Raw genomic sequence first — 20,659 nt, forward strand, 5'->3', positions numbered from 1 at the left:
ACATCGGCTCCTGCGCCGGAGTCGCCCTGACCATCGCCATCGCCACCTCCTCCGGCAGCGGCCTCGCCCACGGCGCGGACATCGCGGTGCCCGAGCACTGAGCCCCTCAACGCGGCCGCATCGATACCAGCTTGCCCCACACCACCAGCCGGTACCGGGACGTGTACTCCGGGGTGCACGTGGTGAGGGTGAGGTAGTAACCGGGTGTGGTGTAGCCGTAGGTGGGGTGGACCGTCGAGCGTGGGACCGGGCGGAGCACTCCCGAGTCGCGGGCCGAGGTCTGGCGGAGGGTCCTGTCCACGGCGTACGTGTAGACCGCGCTCCGCGTCTCCACCCGGACGGTGTCCCCGGGCGCGAGGCGGTTGATGTACCGGAAGGGCTCGCCGTGGGTGTTGCGGTGCCCGGCGAGCGCGAAGTTCCCGGCCCGGCCCGGCTGTCCGGTGCCGGGATAGTGGCCGACGTACCCCTTGTTGAGCACGCTCCGCTTGCCGACGCCCTCGGCGACGGGGACGCGCAGGTGAAGACGGGGCACGGTGAGGATGGCGTACGCCTGGGACCGGTCCGGCGTCAGGGCGGCGGGGTCCTGGGCGGCGGCGCGGAGATCCCGCTCGGCCCGGGAGCCCGGGGACGCCGTAGAAGCCGTGGAAGAGGACACGGACGGGGACCCGGAGCCGGCGGCCGTACCCGAATCGGCTCCCCCACCCCGCCCCCACTCCCGCTCCAGCGCCTCGACCCCGTGCCGAGCGCCCTCCTTGGCCTCCCGGTTGGTCCACCACAGCTGGTGCACGACGAGCAGCAGCAGGACGACGCCCACGCTGACCAGGAGTTCGCCGCCGGTCCACACCGCACGGCGGCGACGCTCGCGCCGGCGCCGGGCTCCGTGGTGCATGATGCGCTGCCGCATACCTCACGCCTCCTCGGACGGGGCCGCCCGCACGATAAGGGCACGGCCTTCAACTCACCAGTGCCGAACGCCTCGTAGAGCGGGCGGAGCGGTCGACGGGGAGCCCGCGGAGCGGCCCGCGTGTCCGGCATACCGAACTTCCTCCACAGGTTTTAGGAAGGGCTGTCAGAACTCTCGACAACCCATTGGCCACACCCGATGCTTCGTCGTGGCATGAACGGGGCAGGCCACGACGCGGGTCAGAAGGCCGCGTCGATCCATCGGAGTTCGGAGTAGCCATGATCCGACGCAGAACGCTGCTGACAGCCGCAGGAGGCACCCTCCTCGGCAGCGCGCTGGCCACCGGTACCGCCCGTGCGGACGCAACGATCGCGGTCAGCCCGGGGACGTCGTACGGCACCTGGGAGGGCTGGGGCACCTCCCTGGCCTGGTGGGCCAACGTCTTCGGCGCCCGGGACGACTTCGCCGACATCTTCTTCACCACCAAGTCGACGTCCTACAACGGCACTTCGCTCCCCGGTCTCGGCCTCAACATCGCCCGCTACAACCTGGGCGCGTCGAGCTGGAACACCGTGAACGGCGAGTCGATGGTCGCCTCGGCCAACATCCCCGCGTTCAAGCAGATCGAGGGCTACTGGCAGGACTGGAACAACGAGGACCCCACGTCCTCGGCCTGGGACTGGACGGCGGACGCCAATCAGCGGGCGATGCTGGTGAAGGCGACGTCGAGGGGCGCGACCTCCGAACTCTTCGCCAACTCCCCGATGTGGTGGATGTGCAGCAACCACAACCCGTCGGGCGCCTCGGGCGGCGGCAACAACCTGCAAACCTGGAACTACCGCCAGCACGCGTCGCATCTGGCCGCGACCGCCCTGTACGCCAAGAACAACTGGGGCGTGAACTTCTCGACGGTCGACGCCTTCAACGAGCCCTCCTCGTCCTGGTGGACGGCGACCGGCACGCAGGAGGGCTGCCACATGGACGCGACGGTCCAGTCGGCCGTACTGCCGTACCTGCGCAGCGAGTTGAACAACCGCGGCCTGACCGGCGTGAAGATCTCGGCCTCCGACGAGACGAGCTACGACCTCGCCCGCACCACCTGGAACTCCTTCAGCTCGACGACGAAGGGGTACGTCAACCAGGTCAACGTGCACGGCTACCAGGGTTCGGGCGGACGCAGGGACCTCCTGTACACGGACGTCGTGACCACGGCCGGCAAGAAGCTGTGGAACTCCGAGACCGGCGACAGCGACGGCACCGGCTACACCATGGCCTTCAACCTCCTCTACGACTTCCGCTGGCTGCACCCCACGGCCTGGGTCTACTGGCAGGTCATGGACCCGTCGACGGGCTGGGCGATGATCGCGTACGACCAGAGCACCCTCCAGCCGACCGCGGTCCAGACGAAGTACTACGTCATGGCCCAGTTCGCCCGGCACATCCGCCCCGGGATGAAGATCATCGACACGGGCGTGAGCAACGCGGTCGCGGCCTACGACTCCTCGGCCAAGCGCCTGGTCATCGTGGCCCTGAACACCTCCACATCGGCCCAGACCCTGACCTTCGACCTGTCCCGCTTCACGACGGTCACGGGCGGCTCGGGCGGCCTGGTCCCGCGCTGGAACACGGTGACGACGGGCGGCGACAAGTACGTGTCGTACTCCAACACGTTCCTCAGCGGAAAGTCGGTGGCCGTGCCGTTCGCGGCGAAGGCCGTGCAGACGCTCCAGATCGACGGCGTGACGATCTGAGGCGTGGGTGCGGGCCGGGCCCTGACCTCTTCTCCTGTTAACCGGGCCCTGGCCTGCACCTCCCTCTTCTTTGTCACTGATCGGCAGTACGGTGTCACCCATGCGCCCCGACACGCCTGCCGAGAACGTCGACCACAACGCCGAAGCGGCGCGCCTGGAGCGGACCGCCGACCGGTATCCCGAGGACGCCGAAGCCCTGCTCCTGCAGGCCGCGGCCCATCTGGAACTGGCCGGCGACCGCCCCGCCGCGTCCTCCCTCTACGACCGGTTGCTGTCCTCGTCCCAGGGCTTGGAGAACCCCCATCTGGTACGAGCCCTCAAGGCCGCGAACCTCTGGGAGTACGGCCATGAGGCCGAGGCCCGCGCGATCATCGAGGGCGTCCGCGTGGCGGCGCCCCGGGACCCGGCCCCCTGGGTGATCGTCGCGGAGGCCCTGGAGTCCCACGACGAGCTGGAGCAGGCGCAGGAGACGTTCACGGAGGGCGCGAGGGTGCTCCTCACGGACGTACCGGAACCCCCGTACTCCACGCATCCTCTGCTGTTCGGCCGGCACCGCGTCCGCCGCATGCTGGGCCTGGCCCACGACGACTGGGACGTCCTGGCGGACACCCTCCACACCTCCCCGGTCTCCCTGGACGAGCTGCACGACCCGAAGCGCGTCTGGTCACTCGGCTCGGAGAACCCGGCGGAGCTGGAGGCGGAGATCTCCCGCCTGCGGGCGGAACTCGGCACGTTCAGGGAGGCGCTGTCCCGCCCGTTCCCGGTGGCGGTCCTGCACTGGCCCGCATCCGAACTGACGGAGCTGGTGGACGCCTACCCTTCCCTCTCCGCGGAGTACCCCTCCCACGAGGAGCACCTGGCGACGATAGAGGCCTCCCTGCGCGAACTGTCCGCCTCCGGCACGGCGAACCTCGGCATCGTGACGGGGACGGTCCCGTCGTACGAGGCCTTCGCGGCATCGGAGGGCATGTCCCCGGCAGAGGCCTCACTGCTCCCCCAGTACGCGACAACCCTGGCGGCACGGGGCCGCGCGGTGGAGTGGCCGCCGCAGCGGGGGACGGCGTGCTGGTGCGGGTCGGGACGGGTTTATGGGGAGTGCCACGGGGAGTGACGCGGAGAGGGGGCCGAGGAAGGTACTGCTCCTCGGCCCCCTGCTGTTTGATGGCGGCGTTGGTGTCCCACCTTTCACCCCACCTGATACGCGACCGCGGGGAGCGCCCTTGAGGCAGGCCGTGGAGGCACGACACTGACCAAGAAGCGGGCGGCCCGGCGGCAACGCCCCCCGAACCACCACCGTGGGCATTGCCCAGGCCAGAGCGGCGCAAAGTGTGCGTCAGCCCTTGCTTCGCAAACGTAAAAGTTCCTTCCCGGAGGGCTCCCCTCCAAGGATGCTGGCCGTTACGACGGCTTGCGAACGGGGAGTGGGATGGGCAGGCAGTTCGGCGTGGACCCCGAGACGCTGACGGAACTGGCGGGCAGGTTCGACCGGGAGGCGTCGGGGCTTGCCGGGCCAATCGGGGCGTTCTCGGGGAGCGCGGCCGTGATCGGTGAGGCGTTCGGGCTGCTCGGGACCTGCGACGGGGCGGCGGACAAGTACCGGCAGTTGCTCGACAGCACGGTGAAGGCGCTCCGGCACCTGCCGGACGTACTGAGGAGCGACGCCGACCGACTGCGGCTGAACGCCACCCACTACGCGAACTCGGACCAGACCGCGCTCGGTTATCTGCATGCCGCGGCCGGCACCTCGGGTGGCCGTTCGTGAGCGTCAACGACTGGATCGACGGCAAGGTCCTGGAGATCCTCCAGGCGTCCGGCGTGGAACTCCCCGGCGGCGACGGCGACACGCTCCGCTCCATAGCCCGTTCCTGGGACGCCATGGGCACCGAACTGACGGATGTCGTACGGGCCGTGGACTCCGCGATCGCGGGGGTCGACCGGCAGGGCTGGCACGGGGACGCACGGGACGCCTTCGAGAGGCACTGGGGCGAGCAGAAGCAGGTCGTCCGGGAGATCGCGGACAACTTCCACCACGTCGCCGACGGACTGCGGTCCTACGCCGACGAGATCGACGGGATCAACAAGGAGATCATCGACATCTGCGTCGAGATCGCGGAGATGGAGATCGCCGGGGTCGCGCTGTCGTTCTTCACCGGGTTCCTCTCCGACCTCGTCGCGAACACGGCGGTGGCGGAGCGGGTGGCCAGGGTCGTGGATCTGGTTCGGTTGTTCACGGCGGCGGCGGAGCGGGTTGCCGGGCTGCTGGAGCGCTTCGGTGCGATGAGCGCCGAAACGACGGGGACGCTGGTGAGGCTGGCGTCTTGGCTCGGACGGTTCGGCGTGAAGGCCACGGAGAGCTTGGCCACCAACTTCGTTGCCGACTCCGGAAGCCTGATGCTGAACCAGGCCGCCCACGGACAGCCGGCAACTGTGGGGGACGACCTGGAGAACGGCGGCTGGGCCGCGTTCGGAACGGCCGCGTTCACCGCAGGAGCCGGATCGGTGGGAGGACACCTGACCGGAGCGGCAGGCGATCTGCTGCGAGGGGAGGGCCTTCTCGGGACCAGCCTCAACGGCGCGGCCGGCAATATCGCGGGTGGCATCACGCTCGACGTCGCCAACGGTTCGGACGCTTCGACGATAGGCCAGGACGCGCTCACGAACGCTGCTACGGGCGCTCTCGGCAATGCCCAGAACCATGGCGTCAATCACGCGTTGGAAGAACACGGCAGCCTCGGCGGAGAGCACCTCAGCGACCGGGGGAAACTCGCGGACGGCGCCTTCAGGAACACCGTGGGTACCGCCCTCAACACCGGCGTCTACGCCGCTGGATCCGGCATCGAGTCCGACATCCAGGACTTGATGAAGGACGAGTAGGACGAGTGAGCACTCTCAGGGGCGTTGCCCTCGCGGCCGTGTGGACGCCGAATCCGAACCACCCTCTGACCTTGATCAATTTCTTCGGATACCTGATGCTGATCATCGGGTGCGTGATCATGGTCACCGGTGTTGTCGCGACCGTCTTGATCTCGCGCGGCAAGAGCCAGAAGAAGTGGGGTGACCACGTGGTCGGACCCTTCATCCTTGCCATCGGTCTCATGCTGGCGTACTTCGGTGCACGGCTCTTCTAGCACATGGGCGAACGGGGACTCCGAAACCGGATGGTGCCTGGTGGTAGGGGTCGGAATCGTGGTTCTCGGTCTCACATTGAGCGCTGCGCTTGTGCTGGGCGTCGAGGACAGAACGTGGGGCGGGTACGTGATCAGTCCGGTGATCCTCGCCCTCGGGTATGTCGGGAGCCGGCTTGTCTAGGAGTTTCGCGGCGGTCGCGCACAACAACCCTGACCATCCCCCCACCTGGACCGGCTTCTTCGGCTTCCTGGCCGTGTTCTTCGGCTGTGCGATCGCTCTCATCGGGATGTACGCGGCGTTCAGCACCTGGCGCCGGCTGGCCCCGTCGCGCCGCCGCGCACAACTGCTTCCGCTCACCCTCCTGGCCACCTTCTTCCTGACCGTGGGCCTGGCGGTGACAGCGTTCGGCGTCTGGCTGTTCTGAAGGCGCCGCCGAATGGAAGCTGCAACACGGATGCGACCATGTCCGAGCCCGAAGAACCCTCTTCCCACGAGCAGCACAAAGCATCTCACCAGCGCTTTTGGCCATAGGACCGCCCACTTCGCGGTTCACTGGACCTCTTGGTCAACTCGGCGACCTGTCAGCCCCCGCCACGCCCATGCGCACACCCCACTCACGGACCGCCGCCGAACCGACCCGGCGTGCATGCGAGACGCGCCCGCGCCCCACAAACCCCGGCCCACGCCCCAACCATCGCGGCCGCGAACCCGGCCGGGCTCCGCTCTCCCCGGGCCGCCCGCTCGCTTCTCCCCTGTGCTGGAGCGGACTGGGTCAAGGGGCAGCCGAAGGCTGATCGCCGCAGGCGACGCGACCGCAGGGAGCGCCCTTGAGGCAGGCCGTGGAGGCACGACAATGCAGAGAAGCGGGCGGCCCAACAGCAACAAAGCAGTTGGCGGCTCCCCAACCCCTCAGCCGGTACGCATCGCATCGAGGCAAGCGACGGGCCCCTGCCGGGAAAGACACACTATTTACCCAAAGGATCTTCACTGATCCCGAAGTGGGTCCATATGATGCGGTGATCAACAGGCCTGGCCAAGGGGGGACTTGGGCGGGCCTCTCAGATTCCCGTGGGGGATTCATGCGTATACGCGTTGCGGCCACCGTCATCTCCGGCACCGTCGTACTGTCCGCACTCACTCTTCCGGTGGCCGCCCAGGCGGCGGAGCGGACGGGTGCGGCGGCGAAGCTCGATTCCTTCGCCTCGAAGTCCGTTCAGCCGAGAGACTCGTTGGGCAACACCAAGTTCTCGCAAGCGGTCATCAACGGTGGCAAGGACATCGTCCTCGGCACCACCGGCACGAAGTCCGTCACCGTCACGTACACCGCCAAGGACCAGAACGGCATCGCCCTCACCGAGGCCTTCCTGTGGCAGGGCACTGACAGTTCGACCACGGACGGCATCACCGGCGGCCTGGGGACGGACGACGACCCCGTTTGCACGGAGACGGCGACCCAGGGCACCTACACCTGCAAGGCCGTCTTCAACATCCACCCCGCCACCGACATGAAGGACAACGGCGTGGCCGGGACCTGGAAGCTGTTCCTGGGCGCCTGGGACCTGTACGCGAACGCCAGCTACAACGACGACGTCGCCACCACTGCGATCAAGAAGGCCTCCACGCTGACCGCCAACGCCACACCCGAGCCGGTCAAGAAGGGCAAGACCATCACGGTCACGGGCAAGCTCACCCGCGCGAACTGGTCGACGGGCAAGTACGCGGGCTACGGGTCCCAGCCCGCGAAGCTTCAGTTCCGCAAGAAGGGCAGCAACACCTACACCACGCTCAAGACGATAAAGACCAACAGCACCGGCGTCCTGAAGACCACCACCAAGGCCACGGTCGACGGTTACTACCGCTACGTCTTCGCGGGCACCCCCACCACCGCCACAGCGACGGCCCCCGGCGACTTCGTCGACGTCAGGTAAGCGGTTCAGCACTACCGCGCGTGCAATCCGGTGCCGAGCCGCCATGCATCATGGCGGCCGGGCATCACACCTCCGGACGAGCTGTCTCACCAATGATGGCTGGCAAAGGAGTGCCCACAGAACTCTCTGGGGCAATTGGCCAAGGGGTGGTGGGGTGTCGCCACATACTCTGGGCATCCGCAGCGCATGCAGCTTTCATCGCCACCGTCGATGCCCACTTCCTTCAACCTTGCGTAGGCCTTCTGTTGGGCCGTCCGGAGGTGCTCCTCGGCCTCTTCGAGGGCGGCATCGTTCTCCTTGTACACGCCCTTCTGAGCGTCTGTCAGATCATTCCCATTTGCCATTGCTCTGTTCCTTTCCTGAGCGCCGGTGTCTTCGGACAGGTAGGGCGGCGTGCCATGCCGTGAATCCGGTGTGGATTACTCAGGCATGCTGCTGCGCCGAGTGCCGACAGAAGTCCCGTTGACATACAACGCCGTTGTCGTCAGATGAAAGGAAGCTGCTGCACGTGCAGACATAGCAGAACAGTGGACCGCCAGGATCGTAGTTCGCGTCACGCAGGCGGGCTTCGGCAGCCTCGCGCACCGAGCGGCTGCGCTTCTCCAACTCGGCAAAGTCCGATTCGTTCTGCTTGAACGCTTCGCGCTGAGCCTCAGTAAGGTGCGGCGGGTCCTCGTCGCTGGGCGTGTGCACCACCGCCCCAGCCGTGTGTGCCGGAGTGAACTGGGCGTTGTGTTCGGCCGCGGCCTGGTTGGCGGAATTTTCGCTGGGGAACAACATGATGACGTTGAGGTCTTCCTCAGGGCAGTACACATCCCACTTGGTTCGGGAGCGGACACCCGTTGGAGCTTGCTGCTCGCTGGCTTTCGTCATCACGGAAACACCTCCATGCAGAGCTGTGCCGGGTTGCTGAGCTGAACGGAAGAAGCGGCAGCCTGCGCCCGAGCTGAAGGGCGAATCGTGGAAACGAGTGGTGGGCAACCGGTTATGGTCGTAAGCCCGCAACTACGCTGAACGGAATTCCATTGTCCGACTGGTGACGCGGGCCTGCCACTGGAGAAGTGCTCGCAGCGACTGGGCTGACACCGCTGGACCATCGAACGCCGCAACGTCCTGACTCGCTGGCTGTCGCCCACCGCTACGAGCGTAAGACCGAGCACCAAACGAGGGTGCACGCGATGTTGGTGAAGGCGAGGTTTTGCCACCGCAGACTCACCGAATGAGATGACGTCCAAGGACCGACGCCGACCGACTGCGACTGAACGCCACCCACTACGCGAACTCGGACCAGACCGCGCTCGGTTATCTGCATGCCGCGGCCGGCTCCTTCGGGGGGGTGCAGCAAGCCGCCTCCCCATCCCGGCATGCCATGAAAACGCGACCCACATCCCAACGGCTCCGGCCAACCTCCCAACCCACCTGGGGCCCACCGACTCGGGCCCCAGACTCTCCGGGCCGCCCGCTCGCTTCTCCCCCGTGCTGAAGCGGACTGGGTCAAGGGTCGGCCGCAGGCCGATCGCCGAAGGCGACGCGAAGCGCCCTTCAAGCGGTCCGCGGAAGCACGACACTGCGAGGAAGCGGGCAGCCCGACGGCAACAAGGCAGGAGACGGGACCGCGAACCCCCTCAGTCGGCCCTCATCGCATCCGAGATGGACTTGACCCCACCGTGCACGGTGAGCCCCCCGTCCACGGGAATCTCGGCACCGGTAATGAAAGACGACTCGTCGCTCAGCAGAAACACAACAAGCGGAGCGATGTCATCAACGGTCCCGCTCCGCCCCAACGGCGTCTCCCCGATGGTCGCGTCCCGAAAAGCCTCCGTAGCCCCGGCGGTCATCTCGGTCTCGATGTACCCGGGATGGACGGTATTGACCCGAATCCCCCGAGGCCCCAACTCCATGGCGGCAACCTTCGACACCCCACGCAGAGCCCACTTACTGGCGGTGTAGGCGACGGGGTAGTACCCGGTGAGCGCAGCGGACGACCCGACATTCACGATGGACGCCCCACTCGTCATCAGCGGGGAGAGGTACTGGATCCCGAGCAACGGCCCAACGGTATTCACGGCCTGCACCTGAGCGAAGTCCTCAGCGCGAACACTGTCGATCCGATCCCGCTGAATGATCCCCGCGTTGTTGACCAGCCCATGCACCTGGCCGTGGGTCTCCTTGAGCTCGGCGGCCAACTCAGCCCAGTCGGCCTCACGACTGACATCGAGCCGCCGACACTCACTGCCCTCCGGCCGCGCATCGGTCCCGATCACGGTGGCCCCCGCCAGAGCCAAGGCGGCAGCCTCCGCAGCCCCCTGCCCGCGAGCCGCGCCGGTAACAACCACGACCTTGCCGACCAGCCGCTGGGCCTGCTGATCACTTCCGGAGATCCGAGTCATGGCGAAAACATAGCCGTAGCAGGTAACAGCCTCTCCCTGCTGGCCTCTTGGCCCTACTCGGCGATCTATCAGCCACCCAACCGTGCCGCAAACGTCTCGGCATGCGTCGGCACTGACGCCACCAACGCGATCCACGACCCGTCCGCGAACGCCAGCTCGAAACGGCCTCGCTGGAGCACACCCTTGGGATTCGCGCGGACACCGACGACGGCAGTTCGTGGTGCCTCCCACTGCAGTTCGTACGCCGTTGTGGTCTGCCAAAGCTTCGCGCGGTCCGCGAGCACGAGCACTCGGCGGTCAGTGAACGCGACCGCCAACCTGGTAGCAGGCAAACGGGCGGCACTGTAGTGAGCCACCAGGAACTGCCCGGCCTGACTCTCCCAGCCGCCGTACATGCCTTTGCCATGGGCCGCCTGAGCGAGGGTGTTGTCGACCGCCAGCTCGGCGCCCTCCATGGTTCGCCCCACACCGCCGACGGGCTTCGGTTCGCTCGGCCGCAGGAACCTCTGAACCGCGCCGGGGAGACGGGACTTGATCCGGCGTTCCAGCTCCGACTCCCGGGGCGGCTGCCGCAACGAGACCGGCCGCTCCGGCACGCCGGGGGCCATCTCACCCTCGCACACCGCGATCAGCTGTTCTCCCGACTGGAGGTGTGGCTGGACCTGGTCGCGGCAGTCGTTGTTCATTCCCGTGTCTCTCGGGTTGGACGAGTGGTCAACCGAACGGATTGTCCCAGAACCGAACCACTGTCCCTGTCAAGCCGACTGCCGCAAGAAGGCGTAAATAGCCGAAGCGACCGCCATCCCCAGAGGAATCGGAACCGCGTTGCCGATCTGTTTTGCGATCTCTGTCTTGGAGCCACACCAGCGGAATTCGCGGGGAAATCCCTGGATTCGCGCAGCCTCGTAGTGGGTGATCGGACGGGGCTCCGCGGGGTGGAGATACCTGCCCTTTTCCGGCTTGAAAAACTCGGTGCGAATGGTGACGGATGGCTCGCCGAAGCGGAGCCGGCCCATGACGTCACCAGTGCCGGTCGTGTGATTGTCCCAGCTGTCTGTCGACAGGTACTCGACCTTGGTCTTCACACCCAAGGGGTTCGGCACAGTGAAGAACTCGAAGACGCCGTCTTCGTTCACCGTGTACCACTTGCCCTCCAGATCCTTGCGGTTCCCACCCGGAGGGATGGCGAGGTAGCGCGCCACCGAAAGCTGTTTCGGTTGGCGTTTGAAGTGGAGATCATCTGTCGTGAAGATGCCCGGAAGGTACGCCCCGATGTCCTCGATCCGCTCCTCGCCGCCAGGGAGTTCAGTGCTCGAGAGCGGAAGTTTCGCGGACTCCTCGAATACCCGGTCCACGGTCTCCCAGTAAAGAGGTTCGGCACCGACGCCCTCGAGCATCTGTGCAGCGACACCCGCGCCGTTCTTCGGGCGGCGCCTCCGCACCGGGGCCGGGTAGGACATCGCATGTCCATTCTCGATGTCCTTGCGGACACCGATGACGATGGTGCGCCGGCGCGCTTGAACCGCACCGTAGTCAGCCGCGTTGAGGAGGTAGCGCTTGATCTTCTCTTCCTCCGTGTCGACGGACATGTACCCCGGAGGATCGACCAGGCGATACTCGGCCAACTTGCCGCCCTCCTCAACCTCTTTGAGCAGGTTGAGGAATTCACCCGACTTAAGGAAGCGATCTACGTTCTCGATGACGAATACCTGAGGACGAACCTTCGCAACGATGCGAACGTACTCCTCCCACAGGCGGTTGCGCTCCGTGCCCTTCTTATTCCGATTCAAGGCGGAGAAGCCCTGGCAGGGAGGCCCACCGACCACGACATCCGCATGCAGGTCGTCCTCGGTCGGCTCCCACTTCTCGATGTCCCCGAAGTGGATGCGGGCGGCAGGAAGCCGCTTGTCGAGCCGACCGCTGCCGAAGTTGACCGCGTACGTGGCAGCCGCGGCGGCGTTGTGCTCGACTGCGGCGATGCTTTGGAAAACCGGCCCGCCGTCCTCCGCCCCTTCGGGCCGGAACTCGTGAAATCCCTGCGTAAAGCCGCCACAGCCCGAGAACAGGTCTAGAACGGTGATCATCTTGGGGTTGCTGGAGGAGGACGCGTGCATGGGCTGATCTTAGCTTCGTAGGGCCGCGGCGATGGCGCGTCCGACCGCGGCGGCAAGGGGCGGGGGCATGGCGTGGCCGATCTGCCGGTAGCGGGACGTCTTTCCCCCGGCGAAGGCCCACTCCTCGGGGATCGATTGGATCTGTGCGGCTTGCTCAACAGTCAGTTTGGGCATCTCGCCTGGGGGGAAATCAACGCCTGGAGGCTCGTCGCCCAGGCTGTTGCCATTCACACCGAGCGTGGCCCACGCCTTCTTACTACCGGTGGGGCCCAGGTCGGCGCCACCTCTCCGGTCGGAGCCGCCGACCAGTGCGGGCGCGATGCGGTTGGCATTCTTGGCCCACTCGTCCGCCCCCGGCCAGCCTCGCGAGGACATGGACGGGCCCAGCACCTGACCGACGGTCGGGGCGGCCCTACCGTCCGGTTCGGGCCAGGAGAACCGTGGGAAGTACGGCTCCTGCAGAGCAACAAGGAAGCTGCTCCTGCGGTTCTGCGGCACACCGAAGTCGGCAGCGTTGAGGATCTTCCACGTCGTGCGATACCCGGCTTCTCCGAGTTGAGCTCCCATCCACTCACGATCGACCTCGAACTCCGGGCTCTCTGCCAAATCCGGGACGTTCTCCAGAAGCACGGCCTTCGGCTTCACGGAGCAGACCAGCTCGATCGCGGCCCGCAGAACCCTGCGCTCTTCAGTGTCCTCGTCGCGCCCGACGGTTGCCATGGACTTGACCCGTGGAAGGCCGCCGCTGAGGAGGTCGGCACCCTTGATGTCCGGGCGCTCATCGAGGGGGAACTGCACGAGGTCGATGCAAATGGTGTCCCATTCGGGTCTATTCCGCCCGATCGTGAAACAGGCATCGGCCTTGCTGTCTATGAGTACCACGGGATCAAACCCGGCCCACTCCAGGCCGAGCGCCTGTGCGCCACACCCCGCACATATCTCGACGGAACGGAACCGACGGGCCTCGGTCGGTGCCATCGGAACGGGCTGCACAGGCGCAGCGGGCGTCTCCTGCAGGGTGGCGGGATGCGCGGCATTGACAACCACGGTGCTCTGGGGAGTATCCCGCCCAGCGAGCGACGATGCAGGGCGCTGCGCATCGACGGATTCCTGAGCTACTGCCCGCAGCTCGTCGTCCAGGGCGCGCTGCTCTATGCCGTCGAAGAGCACGAACGGGGCGAGCCTGAGCAACCTCTTCAGGAAGTCGCGAAGCGTCTCACGCTCGTTCAGGCCCTGGAGATCGAGGTCCTTCCACACACGGAGAATCGCGCGAACCATGTGCGGACTACCGCCGAGCGCGGCACGTCGGGCGTAGATCTGGTCGAACGCCGCCTCCCCGAGGATCTTGAGCGCGCCGTACGGCTCCGGATCGTCGGAGGCTCGTACGAGCTGAGCGCGCCACCACAGGCGACCGAAGACATGGCGGGTGAGGTCGGTGCCGAGGACACGGTCCCTCGGCGGCTCGGGATAACGCCAGAACGCCACATCCGGGAGAACGACGAGGGCAAGGAACGCCCAGACGTCCCGAGAGGCAGCCTCGGCGGGCACCACTCCCATCTCGGCGTGCAGCAAAGCGGCGAGTTGAAGGTCGAATTCGGCGTTGCGTGCGCGGTCGGAGCCGTCGGGGAAACCCGCGCTCTTGGCAAGGTCGACGACCCCTGCGCGCAGCTCGCGGAGCTGGGCGGCGGAGATCCGGTCCCCGCCGGTGGCCACGTACACGGCCGACTCGTGGGAGAAGCCGACGCGACCGGCCAGTTCGGCGATCGGCAGGTATCGGTACTCCTCGAAGAGCGGTTTGGCCTGCTCCGCGAGCAGTCGGGGGTAAAGGAAGCTCATCATGACCCCTCGAAGATCTTGACCGCCGCCTGCAGGTCCGAGGCGAACAGAGCAGGTGACTGTCGTTGGCGCAGACGGATGTCAGTGACCAGCTGATTCGGGAAGAGCCGGTCGAAAAGGCTCACCATGGTCGCGCCGAGCGAACCCTCCGGGAAATCGCCGTCCTCGGTGAAGTCGTCGTTTGCCAAGGCGTGCTCGATCATGATGCGGGCGGCGTCCGCGTAAACCGCGGAAAGGACGACCCGGTCGATCGGACGTGGCTTGCCCGCGTTCTCGAATGCGGTGGCGGTGACGGTGTTTCGCTCGTTGACGAGCAGGAGCAGCGAGCCCATGGTTGCGCTCTCCAGGCCACCGCTGATCTGCAGGTGCCATGCGGCCTCGTCGGGGAACGACGTCAGTGAGAAATCGATCACCGCCATGGGGAACTGCGGTGCGTCGCCCTGCAGGCGCAGCTCCTCCCGATCGCTCCACAGCACCGAGCCGGCACGACGTGGCGAGGACGGACGGGCGTCGGGACGGCGTTCGGCCAGGACCAGGGCGGTGTCGAGTGCGAGCAGGCCGCCGAGGTCCGCACCGCGCAGAACAATGTCGAACTCCGCGATGATCGTGCCGCTGTCGGCCAGTCGCGCATGTTCCGCCGGTCCACTGAGGTTGGAGCCGGTGGCTGTCCACACCACGGCGAGGGTCAGCGCCGCATCGGTCGCAAGACCCGACTGGGAACGCGCACGATCGAGATCGACACTGACGGTTCTGCGGAGGTGCAGGTCCATCTGGTAGTCCCAGTCCGGCAGCGCCTCCGGCATCGGGACCTCGCCGTCCTCGGTCACCAGCAGCCACGGCTCGGCAGTGACGACGTCCTCGGACGGGACGCGGTACGGGAGAACGCGGCGGGTCACGACTCCTTCACCGCTTCGACCTTGATACCGATCTCGGTCATGGTGTCTGGGGCCGGGCGTACAAGTGCACGCCATATGGTCTCGCCGCCCTCGATGACAAGCGCGTCGATGGTGTGCAAACGGCCGTCGCCGTTCTCCCAGCCGACCAGGACCGGCATGCTCGCCCCGATCGGCGGATCGGTCTCACGCCCGCCGGTTCCGGGGAGCGTGACGGCAAGGTCGATGCGAACCCGCTGCGGACCGTCCACCGGCAGGCGGAAGTCCTGGACGAGCAGTTCGTCGTCGCCGCGATCCTCGTAGTACGGCTCCCCCACGTACTGCACACGCGGGCGCCGTCGTACGGCGCCCGCCTCACCGCTCCCCGGTCCGTACGACTCCCCCTGGGCACCGGAATCGGCTGGACTGCCGGCGGAGTATCCCTCTTCACTGCCGGACGACGTGCCCTTCGTGGCGGGGCGGCCGGCCGACCGGCGTGAGCGCTCCTCCTGCTTCGCGGCACGCGTGGCGGTGCTGCCCGGCTTGGAGTAGGCCGTGGCCCCACCAATGCCCCAGGCTCCGCCCACGAGACCGGAGAAGAATGAACTGGCGGCCCCCAGCGCGACATTGCTGGCACCGGAGCGGGCAGTCCCGCTCAAGGACAGCAGCTCGCTCAGCGCCTCGCCGATGCGCTGGAACGTCGTCCTCACGAAGGTGCTCTCGGGCCGGTCCAACGACTGCGGGTGCCAGGCATCGTGCGTGGGCGGCTCAGCCTTCGCATACACATCGTCCATGGCCTCGTACGCACGGAAGACCCCGGCATAGCCCTGGTTCACACTCGGCGGCTTCGGCCCCGGATGGTAAGTGACGACGAGTTCCGCGGGCCGCATCAGGCAGACGTGATGCACAAGGTCCTCGATGTCGAGCATGCGCGAAGCGCGCGTGGGCTCCAGGGGAGGCATGATCCGCTTCACCAACCCGAGTCGCCCGAGATGCTGCTTCGGCTTGAGGCACGCCAGATCCCTGCCGCCTGGCCCCGTCATCGCCTCGTACGCGTCGACGAACATGTTCAGCGGACGGGCGTCCCGGGGATCCGGCACAGGATGTTCGACGCCGTCGCAGGTGACGGAGAAACGCATGGCCGGGTCCTTGCCGTCCGCGGAGATCATCTTGGGCCAGAGGTGCCAGGCGACGGTCTCGGCCAAGTAGTCGGCTGCTGCGGTCGGTTCGAGTTCGTCCAGGTTGGGGTCGATGACGACGATGGTCGTCCCGGTCTCGTCCGGGCCGAACCCTCGAAGCCCCAACTGTTGGGCAACGGCCTCCGCCGCCGGGCCAACCAGTGGTTCGACGACGTCCCCCGAGGTGTCGCCCCACCAGTGGCGGCCTGTGTACCGACGCTCCGCATCGCCCTCCTGGGCCACGTAGCTCTTCCACAGGGTGCAGCCGATCAGCCGCGTCTCGTAGCCGCCCCGGGGCATGCGGCATCGAGAGTGGACGAGAACGGTTCCGGATCCCGACAGCAAGTAGAAGATGCCCTTGCCGAACCCGTACGTGCCGCCGCCGAGAGCGGTGTCGCGTGGCTCCCCGATGTTGCGGATGAAGGAGACGAAGTCGCGTTCGGGGCCGACGGCATCGTCGGCGCGAGTGGGGCCGCCGAGTCCTCGAGTGCCGCGGTCGGAGACGGCGAGCACTCGGGCGGGACGACGCTTGAGGGTCTCACGCAACGGGAAGTGCTCCGCGCTCATGGGCGCGCCGTCGAGGAGAAGCTCTCGCCAAGCGCCGGCGTGCGCCGGGCCGACCGTCCATATGTCGATGCGGAAGTCGACCGGATCGGGGAAGTCCTCGATCCGGGCGTCCCAGCTGTTCTGCGCGGACTCACGCACCAGGATGGTGAGCAGATCGAGCTCCGGGCGTCCGAGCTGGTTGCGGATGCCTTCGGCGGCGCTGGCGCCTTCCGGCGGATAGGGCTGGGAGAACCAACGAGGCTCGGTCACGCGGGCTCCTGGACCAGGTTCTCGATCATCTGGGACACCTGCTCGGGCTCCATCGGTGCGGGAACCTCACCGGACAGGTCGATGGTGTACTCGACGTCCAGGACCGACACCGGCACGCCGGCCGTGGTGAGCGCTTCGCCGGTCAATCCCGGGAAGTCCGCGTCGACTCGGTACCACCGCTCCTCACCTATCGCGAAACGCACGTCCTCATAGAGGTCGGCGTCGGCGAGCCGGTAACCGGCCTTCGCGAGAAGTTCGAGGAGGGCTCCTTCGTCGTCGCACAAGCGAAGGGCTTCGTCCACCGTCTCCACGAACCGCGCGCCCACTCCACTCGTCGTGGTGCGGCGCAACCGAAACCAGGCCAGGCAGAGCCTTCCACCGTCGGGAGCTTCGAGTTGGTCGAGCCCGTGGATCCGTGGTCGCCGACCCTCGCTACTCGTACTCGCCTTCACCTCGACGGCATTGAACGCAGCCGAGAAGTCGTGGCGGTACCTCTGGGGCCCGTGCCAGATCCGGTGCGCACTCGGGTCCTTTGCAAGGAGACGGTTCAACACGGTCAACTCGCCGAAAAGTCCGGCAAGTTCCTCCGGCCCCAGCGGCGGCCCCTGCGTCCGGAAGAGCGACTTCCAGCGATCGAGCACTCGGTACAACGCCTTGACGGGATTGTCCGGCAACTCGACGGCCTCCTCCAACACGTCCACGCACAGCTCGGTGAACAGGTCGTTGAGATCGTCGCGCAGGCAGCCCAGGTCCGCGTAGGTCTGGTAGCTCTCCGCATCCTCCAAGGGACGCTTGCGCAGCCGGAGCACTGGCCCGTCCAGGCCGGTGCGAACCTTTATGTGCGTGTGGATCGGCACCAGGAGATGACGGTGCCCCTCGTGGTCAACGGCCACCGCCAGCGGGCCACTGCCGGTGTCAACGGACAGTTCCGCCACCCGCAGTCGACGCTCCCCCGTGGTCTGTTCGGCCTCCAGCGCGGCCCAGTGCTGCTCGACGAGGCCGCGGAACTCGTCCTCCTTCATGCGTCCTCACCGTCGACGAGGCTGTAGTCCTCCTCCTCGATCTCGATGTTCACATTGGACAAGTCCGCGGAGATGTAGCTCTCCACGGTGCTGTCGCCGTTCCGCGGCTCAGGGAAGACCAGGCCTACGCCGATCACGTGCTCCTCCGCGTCGAGCGCCGCACGGAGCTTCTTCGACGGGTCGGGCTCGGACACTTTGTCGATCGGATAGAGGACAAGCAAACCGGCGTCAGGGAGCTGCTTGCGCCGCTCCTCCTTGATCCCCTTCTCGGTCAGTTTTCCGATGTCCCCGGCGAGGTCAACTGCCGCGTCCCTGCGGCTCATCAGCGTCTTGATGTCGGCGAAGTCGGGGTCGGGGTTGGACAGGAGAAGGCGGGCACGGTTGTTCAGCCCGACGGTCACGTGGGGCGCGAAGGTGAAGTCCTGCCCCCTCCCCGCGGCGTTGCCCACAATGGCGACATTCCAGCGCCCAAGCGAGCCGGCGCTGGTGACCCGCTTGCGGATGTAGTTGCTGATCAGCTTGGCGTCGTTCTCCGGGGACTTTTTGTGGAACTGGTAGTTCGACAGGAAATCGAGCACGAAGTCGTGCGGCACGTCGCGGAAGACGTAGCGTCCGTCCGCAGCACGCGCCTCCACGCGGTGCGTGTTGGAGACAGCGGCGGCGATCAGCGTGCGCGCCGCATCGATGTTCCCGCGCAGCCACTCCTCGTCCGTGTGGAAGTAACGGGTCTGGACCCGCTTGCCGCCGTACGAGGAAGCTGCCACAACGGCGTCGCGCATCTTCGCAGCCGCAGTCACCCGCAGGGCTGGGTGTGTTCGCAGCCTCACGGCGAAGGTGAGCGGGTCTTCGTCCTCGGTCATGTAGATGTCGATGTCGCGGCGCATCTCGGTCTCAACCGTGGCCAGGTGCCGGAACCACTCGGCGAGCTCGTCGGTCATCCAGGTCCTCGGCAGGTCGGCATACCCGTTGCGGAAGCCGAACCAGCGCCCCATCTGGAGCAGGGTGTCGTACGCCGAGACCGAACGGACGAAGTAGCTGACGGACAGCCCTTCGAGGGTGAGTCCTCGCGAGAGGGTGTTGCCACCCACGGCGATAGCGACGACCGGGCCGTTCTCGTAGTCGAGTCGGTCCTCACTGCTGGAGTTGTCCATGATGACGCGACAGCTGTCAAGCACCCCGGGCAGCTGCGGAACCAGCTCCTCGAACGGCACCTTCGTCTCGTCGAAGTCCTCGGCCGGAACGCGTTCGGTTTCCATGTCCCACAAGGCGCGCAGCCCAGAGAGATAGTCGGAGCTCCCCAGCGACTGCGCGGCCCGCTTACGCAGAAACTCCAGGGGCCTCCTGAAACTGTTGTGGACCGCGGTGTTGACGCTGGTGTGGATCAGCATCGTGTTGTGCGGGTTGCCGGTGCCGCGCACGCGCCGGGCCGCGGTGACCAGCCAGAAGTACTCGACGGACCGCCGCAGGGTGTCGGTGATGACGGGCTCGAAACCCTCGACGTCGGCTCTGGTCCCGGGGCGCACGGCAGGGACGTCGTCCTCCGGTACCGAACGGATCATGTCGTATCCGTCGTCGACCTGCTCCGGGTCCTCACCGTCGAGGGCGTAACGGCCGAAGAGGACTTCGGTGCCGAAGTGCCCGGCGGGCTGGGGCAGGTTGACGACGAAATCCTTGGGATACAGGTCCTCGGCGCTCGGGTCGATCAACAGGTTCGCGAACGGGGACGCCGTGTATCCGACATACGCCGACCTGGGCAAGTGGCTCATGATGTTCAGGATCAACGGATTGATCGACTTCGTCGCCACGGTGGCCTGGTCGGCCTCGTCGTCGATGATCAGCGCAGGGCAGTCCTCAAGGTAGGTCGAGGCCTTCTCCAGCCACTTGGCGAGCTTGCGCAGGACCGTCGCGTTCTTCTTCACCACGCACAGCACGTGGGTCTTGTTGCTCTTGCCAAAATACGAGGCCGGGTTCTCCTGCGGGGTGAAATCCTTCTCCAAGCCGGTCAGTTGCGACCACAGCGAGGGATTCGGCTCCACGAGCTGCTGCACGAGACGGGCCTGGGTCTGGCGGCGTAGTCCATTGTGGATACCCGCCAGGACGATGAAGAGCTTGTAGCCGCGATCCGCGGCCTTCGCCATGACGGACGTAAAGTTGGTCGTCTTCCCGGACTGCACGTAGCCGACCACGAGTCCACGTGTGGAGAACCGCTTCTCCTTCGGGTGGTTCAGCAGGGAGACCACACGAGTCGAGGAGTCGTCGAGGCTCCTGATCGCGGGATCCTCGGGCCAACCGTCCTTGCGCAGCTGGTCCGCGACGGCTGGCCAGCATTTGTCCTTGGCATGCGGTCCCGTGTACCAGGTGTCGCGGTTGCCCAGGATCACGGCGTGCGGTTCCTCGAGCTCCTTGATGCGAATCGTCTGCTGCTCGTGCCGCTCACGGATCTGCTGCACGATCTCCGGAGGGATGCCGAACTGCTCCAGCCGCTTGACCGCCTCCGCCGGGGGAAACGAATCGAGCAGGGCCTTGAACGTGTCGTACATTCCGTCGAGTTCGTCGGTCATGGGAGTCGACCGTTCCCCGTTTCTGTTCGCTGGAGCCAACCGGGCTGCGAGGCGCTGTGCCTCGTCGATCAGCCCATCCGCGACACAGACACCTTGAAATGCACCGGGACGCGCCCCCGTGCACACAACATCTACACGATATTGTGCAGGGCGCGTCC

Annotated in this window: 17 protein-coding genes; 7 read left to right on the forward strand and 10 right to left on the reverse strand. The window is 66.6% G+C overall.

What is annotated here, in order from left to right; all coding sequences use genetic code 11:
* Nucleotides 1-106: 106 nt before the first annotated feature.
* On the reverse strand, nt 107-904 hold the full coding sequence (locus AQJ46_RS38590) for a class E sortase (protein ID WP_059210015.1): 798 nt from the start codon (nt 902-904) through the stop codon (nt 107-109).
* A gap of 278 nt (nt 905-1,182) precedes the next feature.
* Here AQJ46_RS38590 and AQJ46_RS38595 point away from each other — a divergent pair, with 278 nt between their 5' ends.
* From AQJ46_RS38595 to AQJ46_RS38625, 7 genes are all read left to right on the forward strand, one after another.
* Entirely contained in the window at nt 1,183-2,655 is a 1,473-nt protein-coding gene (locus tag AQJ46_RS38595; protein WP_059210016.1) for a glycoside hydrolase, read from the forward strand.
* A gap of 100 nt (nt 2,656-2,755) precedes the next feature.
* Nucleotides 2,756-3,766, forward strand: a complete 1,011-nt coding sequence (locus AQJ46_RS38600) for an SEC-C domain-containing protein (protein ID WP_059210017.1) — start codon at nt 2,756-2,758, stop codon at nt 3,764-3,766.
* Nucleotides 3,767-4,081: 315 nt separating this feature from the next.
* Nucleotides 4,082-4,417 (forward strand): WXG100 family type VII secretion target, encoded by a 336-nt coding sequence (locus AQJ46_RS38605; protein WP_059210018.1) that lies wholly within the window; start codon nt 4,082-4,084, stop codon nt 4,415-4,417.
* Nucleotides 4,414-5,529 carry a WXG100 family type VII secretion target gene (locus AQJ46_RS38610; protein ID WP_059210019.1) on the forward strand — a complete coding sequence of 372 codons (1,116 nt, stop codon included), beginning with the start codon at nt 4,414-4,416 and terminating at the stop codon, nt 5,527-5,529. The genes AQJ46_RS38605 and AQJ46_RS38610 overlap by 4 nt, the downstream gene beginning before the upstream one ends.
* Nucleotides 5,530-5,600: 71 nt before the next feature.
* Nucleotides 5,601-5,783: a hypothetical protein gene (locus tag AQJ46_RS38615; RefSeq protein WP_159064104.1), complete on the forward strand. Its 183-nt coding sequence runs from the start codon at nt 5,601-5,603 to the stop codon at nt 5,781-5,783.
* A 173-nt stretch (nt 5,784-5,956) separates the two neighbouring features.
* Nucleotides 5,957-6,208 carry a hypothetical protein gene (locus AQJ46_RS38620; RefSeq protein WP_225887501.1) on the forward strand — a complete coding sequence of 84 codons (252 nt, stop codon included), beginning with the start codon at nt 5,957-5,959 and terminating at the stop codon, nt 6,206-6,208.
* A gap of 655 nt (nt 6,209-6,863) precedes the next feature.
* Nucleotides 6,864-7,712, forward strand: a complete 849-nt coding sequence (locus tag AQJ46_RS38625; RefSeq protein WP_059210022.1) for a hypothetical protein — start codon at nt 6,864-6,866, stop codon at nt 7,710-7,712.
* 423 nt (nt 7,713-8,135) lie between these two features.
* On the opposite strand, the gene AQJ46_RS38630 is transcribed toward AQJ46_RS38625, so the two are convergent.
* The 9 genes from AQJ46_RS38630 to AQJ46_RS38670 form a co-directional block, all read right to left on the reverse strand.
* Entirely contained in the window at nt 8,136-8,585 is a 450-nt protein-coding gene (locus AQJ46_RS38630) for a hypothetical protein (protein ID WP_159064105.1), read from the reverse strand.
* A gap of 752 nt (nt 8,586-9,337) precedes the next feature.
* Entirely contained in the window at nt 9,338-10,102 is a 765-nt protein-coding gene (locus AQJ46_RS38635; RefSeq protein ID WP_059210024.1) for an SDR family NAD(P)-dependent oxidoreductase, read from the reverse strand.
* A 68-nt stretch (nt 10,103-10,170) separates the two neighbouring features.
* Complete coding sequence (locus AQJ46_RS38640; RefSeq protein ID WP_059210025.1) at nt 10,171-10,788, reverse strand: hypothetical protein; 618 nt, start codon at nt 10,786-10,788, stop codon at nt 10,171-10,173.
* 69 nt (nt 10,789-10,857) lie between these two features.
* On the reverse strand, nt 10,858-12,216 hold the full coding sequence (locus AQJ46_RS38645; RefSeq protein ID WP_059210026.1) for a DNA cytosine methyltransferase: 1,359 nt from the start codon (nt 12,214-12,216) through the stop codon (nt 10,858-10,860).
* A gap of 9 nt (nt 12,217-12,225) precedes the next feature.
* A complete protein-coding gene (locus tag AQJ46_RS58845) occupies nt 12,226-13,935 on the reverse strand; it encodes a DNA cytosine methyltransferase (protein WP_318656735.1) in 1,710 nt (569 codons plus the stop codon).
* Nucleotides 13,936-14,051: 116 nt separating this feature from the next.
* The gene (locus AQJ46_RS56640) at nt 14,052-14,948 is read right to left on the reverse strand and encodes a hypothetical protein (protein WP_208617052.1); all 897 of its coding nucleotides are present in this window, start codon (nt 14,946-14,948) and stop codon (nt 14,052-14,054) included.
* Nucleotides 14,945-16,918 (reverse strand): hypothetical protein, encoded by a 1,974-nt coding sequence (locus tag AQJ46_RS38660; RefSeq protein ID WP_059210027.1) that lies wholly within the window; start codon nt 16,916-16,918, stop codon nt 14,945-14,947. The genes AQJ46_RS56640 and AQJ46_RS38660 overlap by 4 nt, the downstream gene beginning before the upstream one ends.
* Entirely contained in the window at nt 16,915-17,940 is a 1,026-nt protein-coding gene (locus AQJ46_RS38665; protein ID WP_059210028.1) for a PD-(D/E)XK motif protein, read from the reverse strand. The genes AQJ46_RS38660 and AQJ46_RS38665 overlap by 4 nt, the downstream gene beginning before the upstream one ends.
* Complete coding sequence (locus AQJ46_RS38670; protein ID WP_059210029.1) at nt 17,937-20,501, reverse strand: Z1 domain-containing protein; 2,565 nt, start codon at nt 20,499-20,501, stop codon at nt 17,937-17,939. Before AQJ46_RS38670 ends, AQJ46_RS38665 begins: the two co-directional genes overlap by 4 nt.
* Between the last annotated feature and the right edge of the window lie 158 nt (nt 20,502-20,659).

The sequence above is a fragment of the Streptomyces canus genome, assembly GCF_001514145.1.
Classification (GTDB): Bacteria; Actinomycetota; Actinomycetes; order Streptomycetales; family Streptomycetaceae; genus Streptomyces; species Streptomyces canus.

Bases quoted from the DNA above. Each gene is read 5' to 3' on its own strand.
- AQJ46_RS38590 (WP_059210015.1), bottom strand. From the start codon at position 904: ATGCGGCAGCGCATCATGCACCACGGAGCCCGGCGCCGGCGCGAGCGT.
- AQJ46_RS38595 (WP_059210016.1), top strand. From the start codon at position 1,183: ATGATCCGACGCAGAACGCTGCTGACAGCCGCAGGAGGCACCCTCCTC.
- AQJ46_RS38600 (WP_059210017.1), top strand. From the start codon at position 2,756: ATGCGCCCCGACACGCCTGCCGAGAACGTCGACCACAACGCCGAAGCG.
- AQJ46_RS38605 (WP_059210018.1), top strand. From the start codon at position 4,082: ATGGGCAGGCAGTTCGGCGTGGACCCCGAGACGCTGACGGAACTGGCG.
- AQJ46_RS38625 (WP_059210022.1), top strand. From the start codon at position 6,864: ATGCGTATACGCGTTGCGGCCACCGTCATCTCCGGCACCGTCGTACTG.
- AQJ46_RS38630 (WP_159064105.1), bottom strand. From the start codon at position 8,585: ATGACGAAAGCCAGCGAGCAGCAAGCTCCAACGGGTGTCCGCTCCCGA.
- AQJ46_RS38635 (WP_059210024.1), bottom strand. From the start codon at position 10,102: ATGACTCGGATCTCCGGAAGTGATCAGCAGGCCCAGCGGCTGGTCGGC.
- AQJ46_RS38640 (WP_059210025.1), bottom strand. From the start codon at position 10,788: ATGAACAACGACTGCCGCGACCAGGTCCAGCCACACCTCCAGTCGGGA.
- AQJ46_RS38645 (WP_059210026.1), bottom strand. From the start codon at position 12,216: ATGCACGCGTCCTCCTCCAGCAACCCCAAGATGATCACCGTTCTAGAC.
- AQJ46_RS38665 (WP_059210028.1), bottom strand. From the start codon at position 17,940: ATGAAGGAGGACGAGTTCCGCGGCCTCGTCGAGCAGCACTGGGCCGCG.
- AQJ46_RS38670 (WP_059210029.1), bottom strand. From the start codon at position 20,501: ATGACCGACGAACTCGACGGAATGTACGACACGTTCAAGGCCCTGCTC.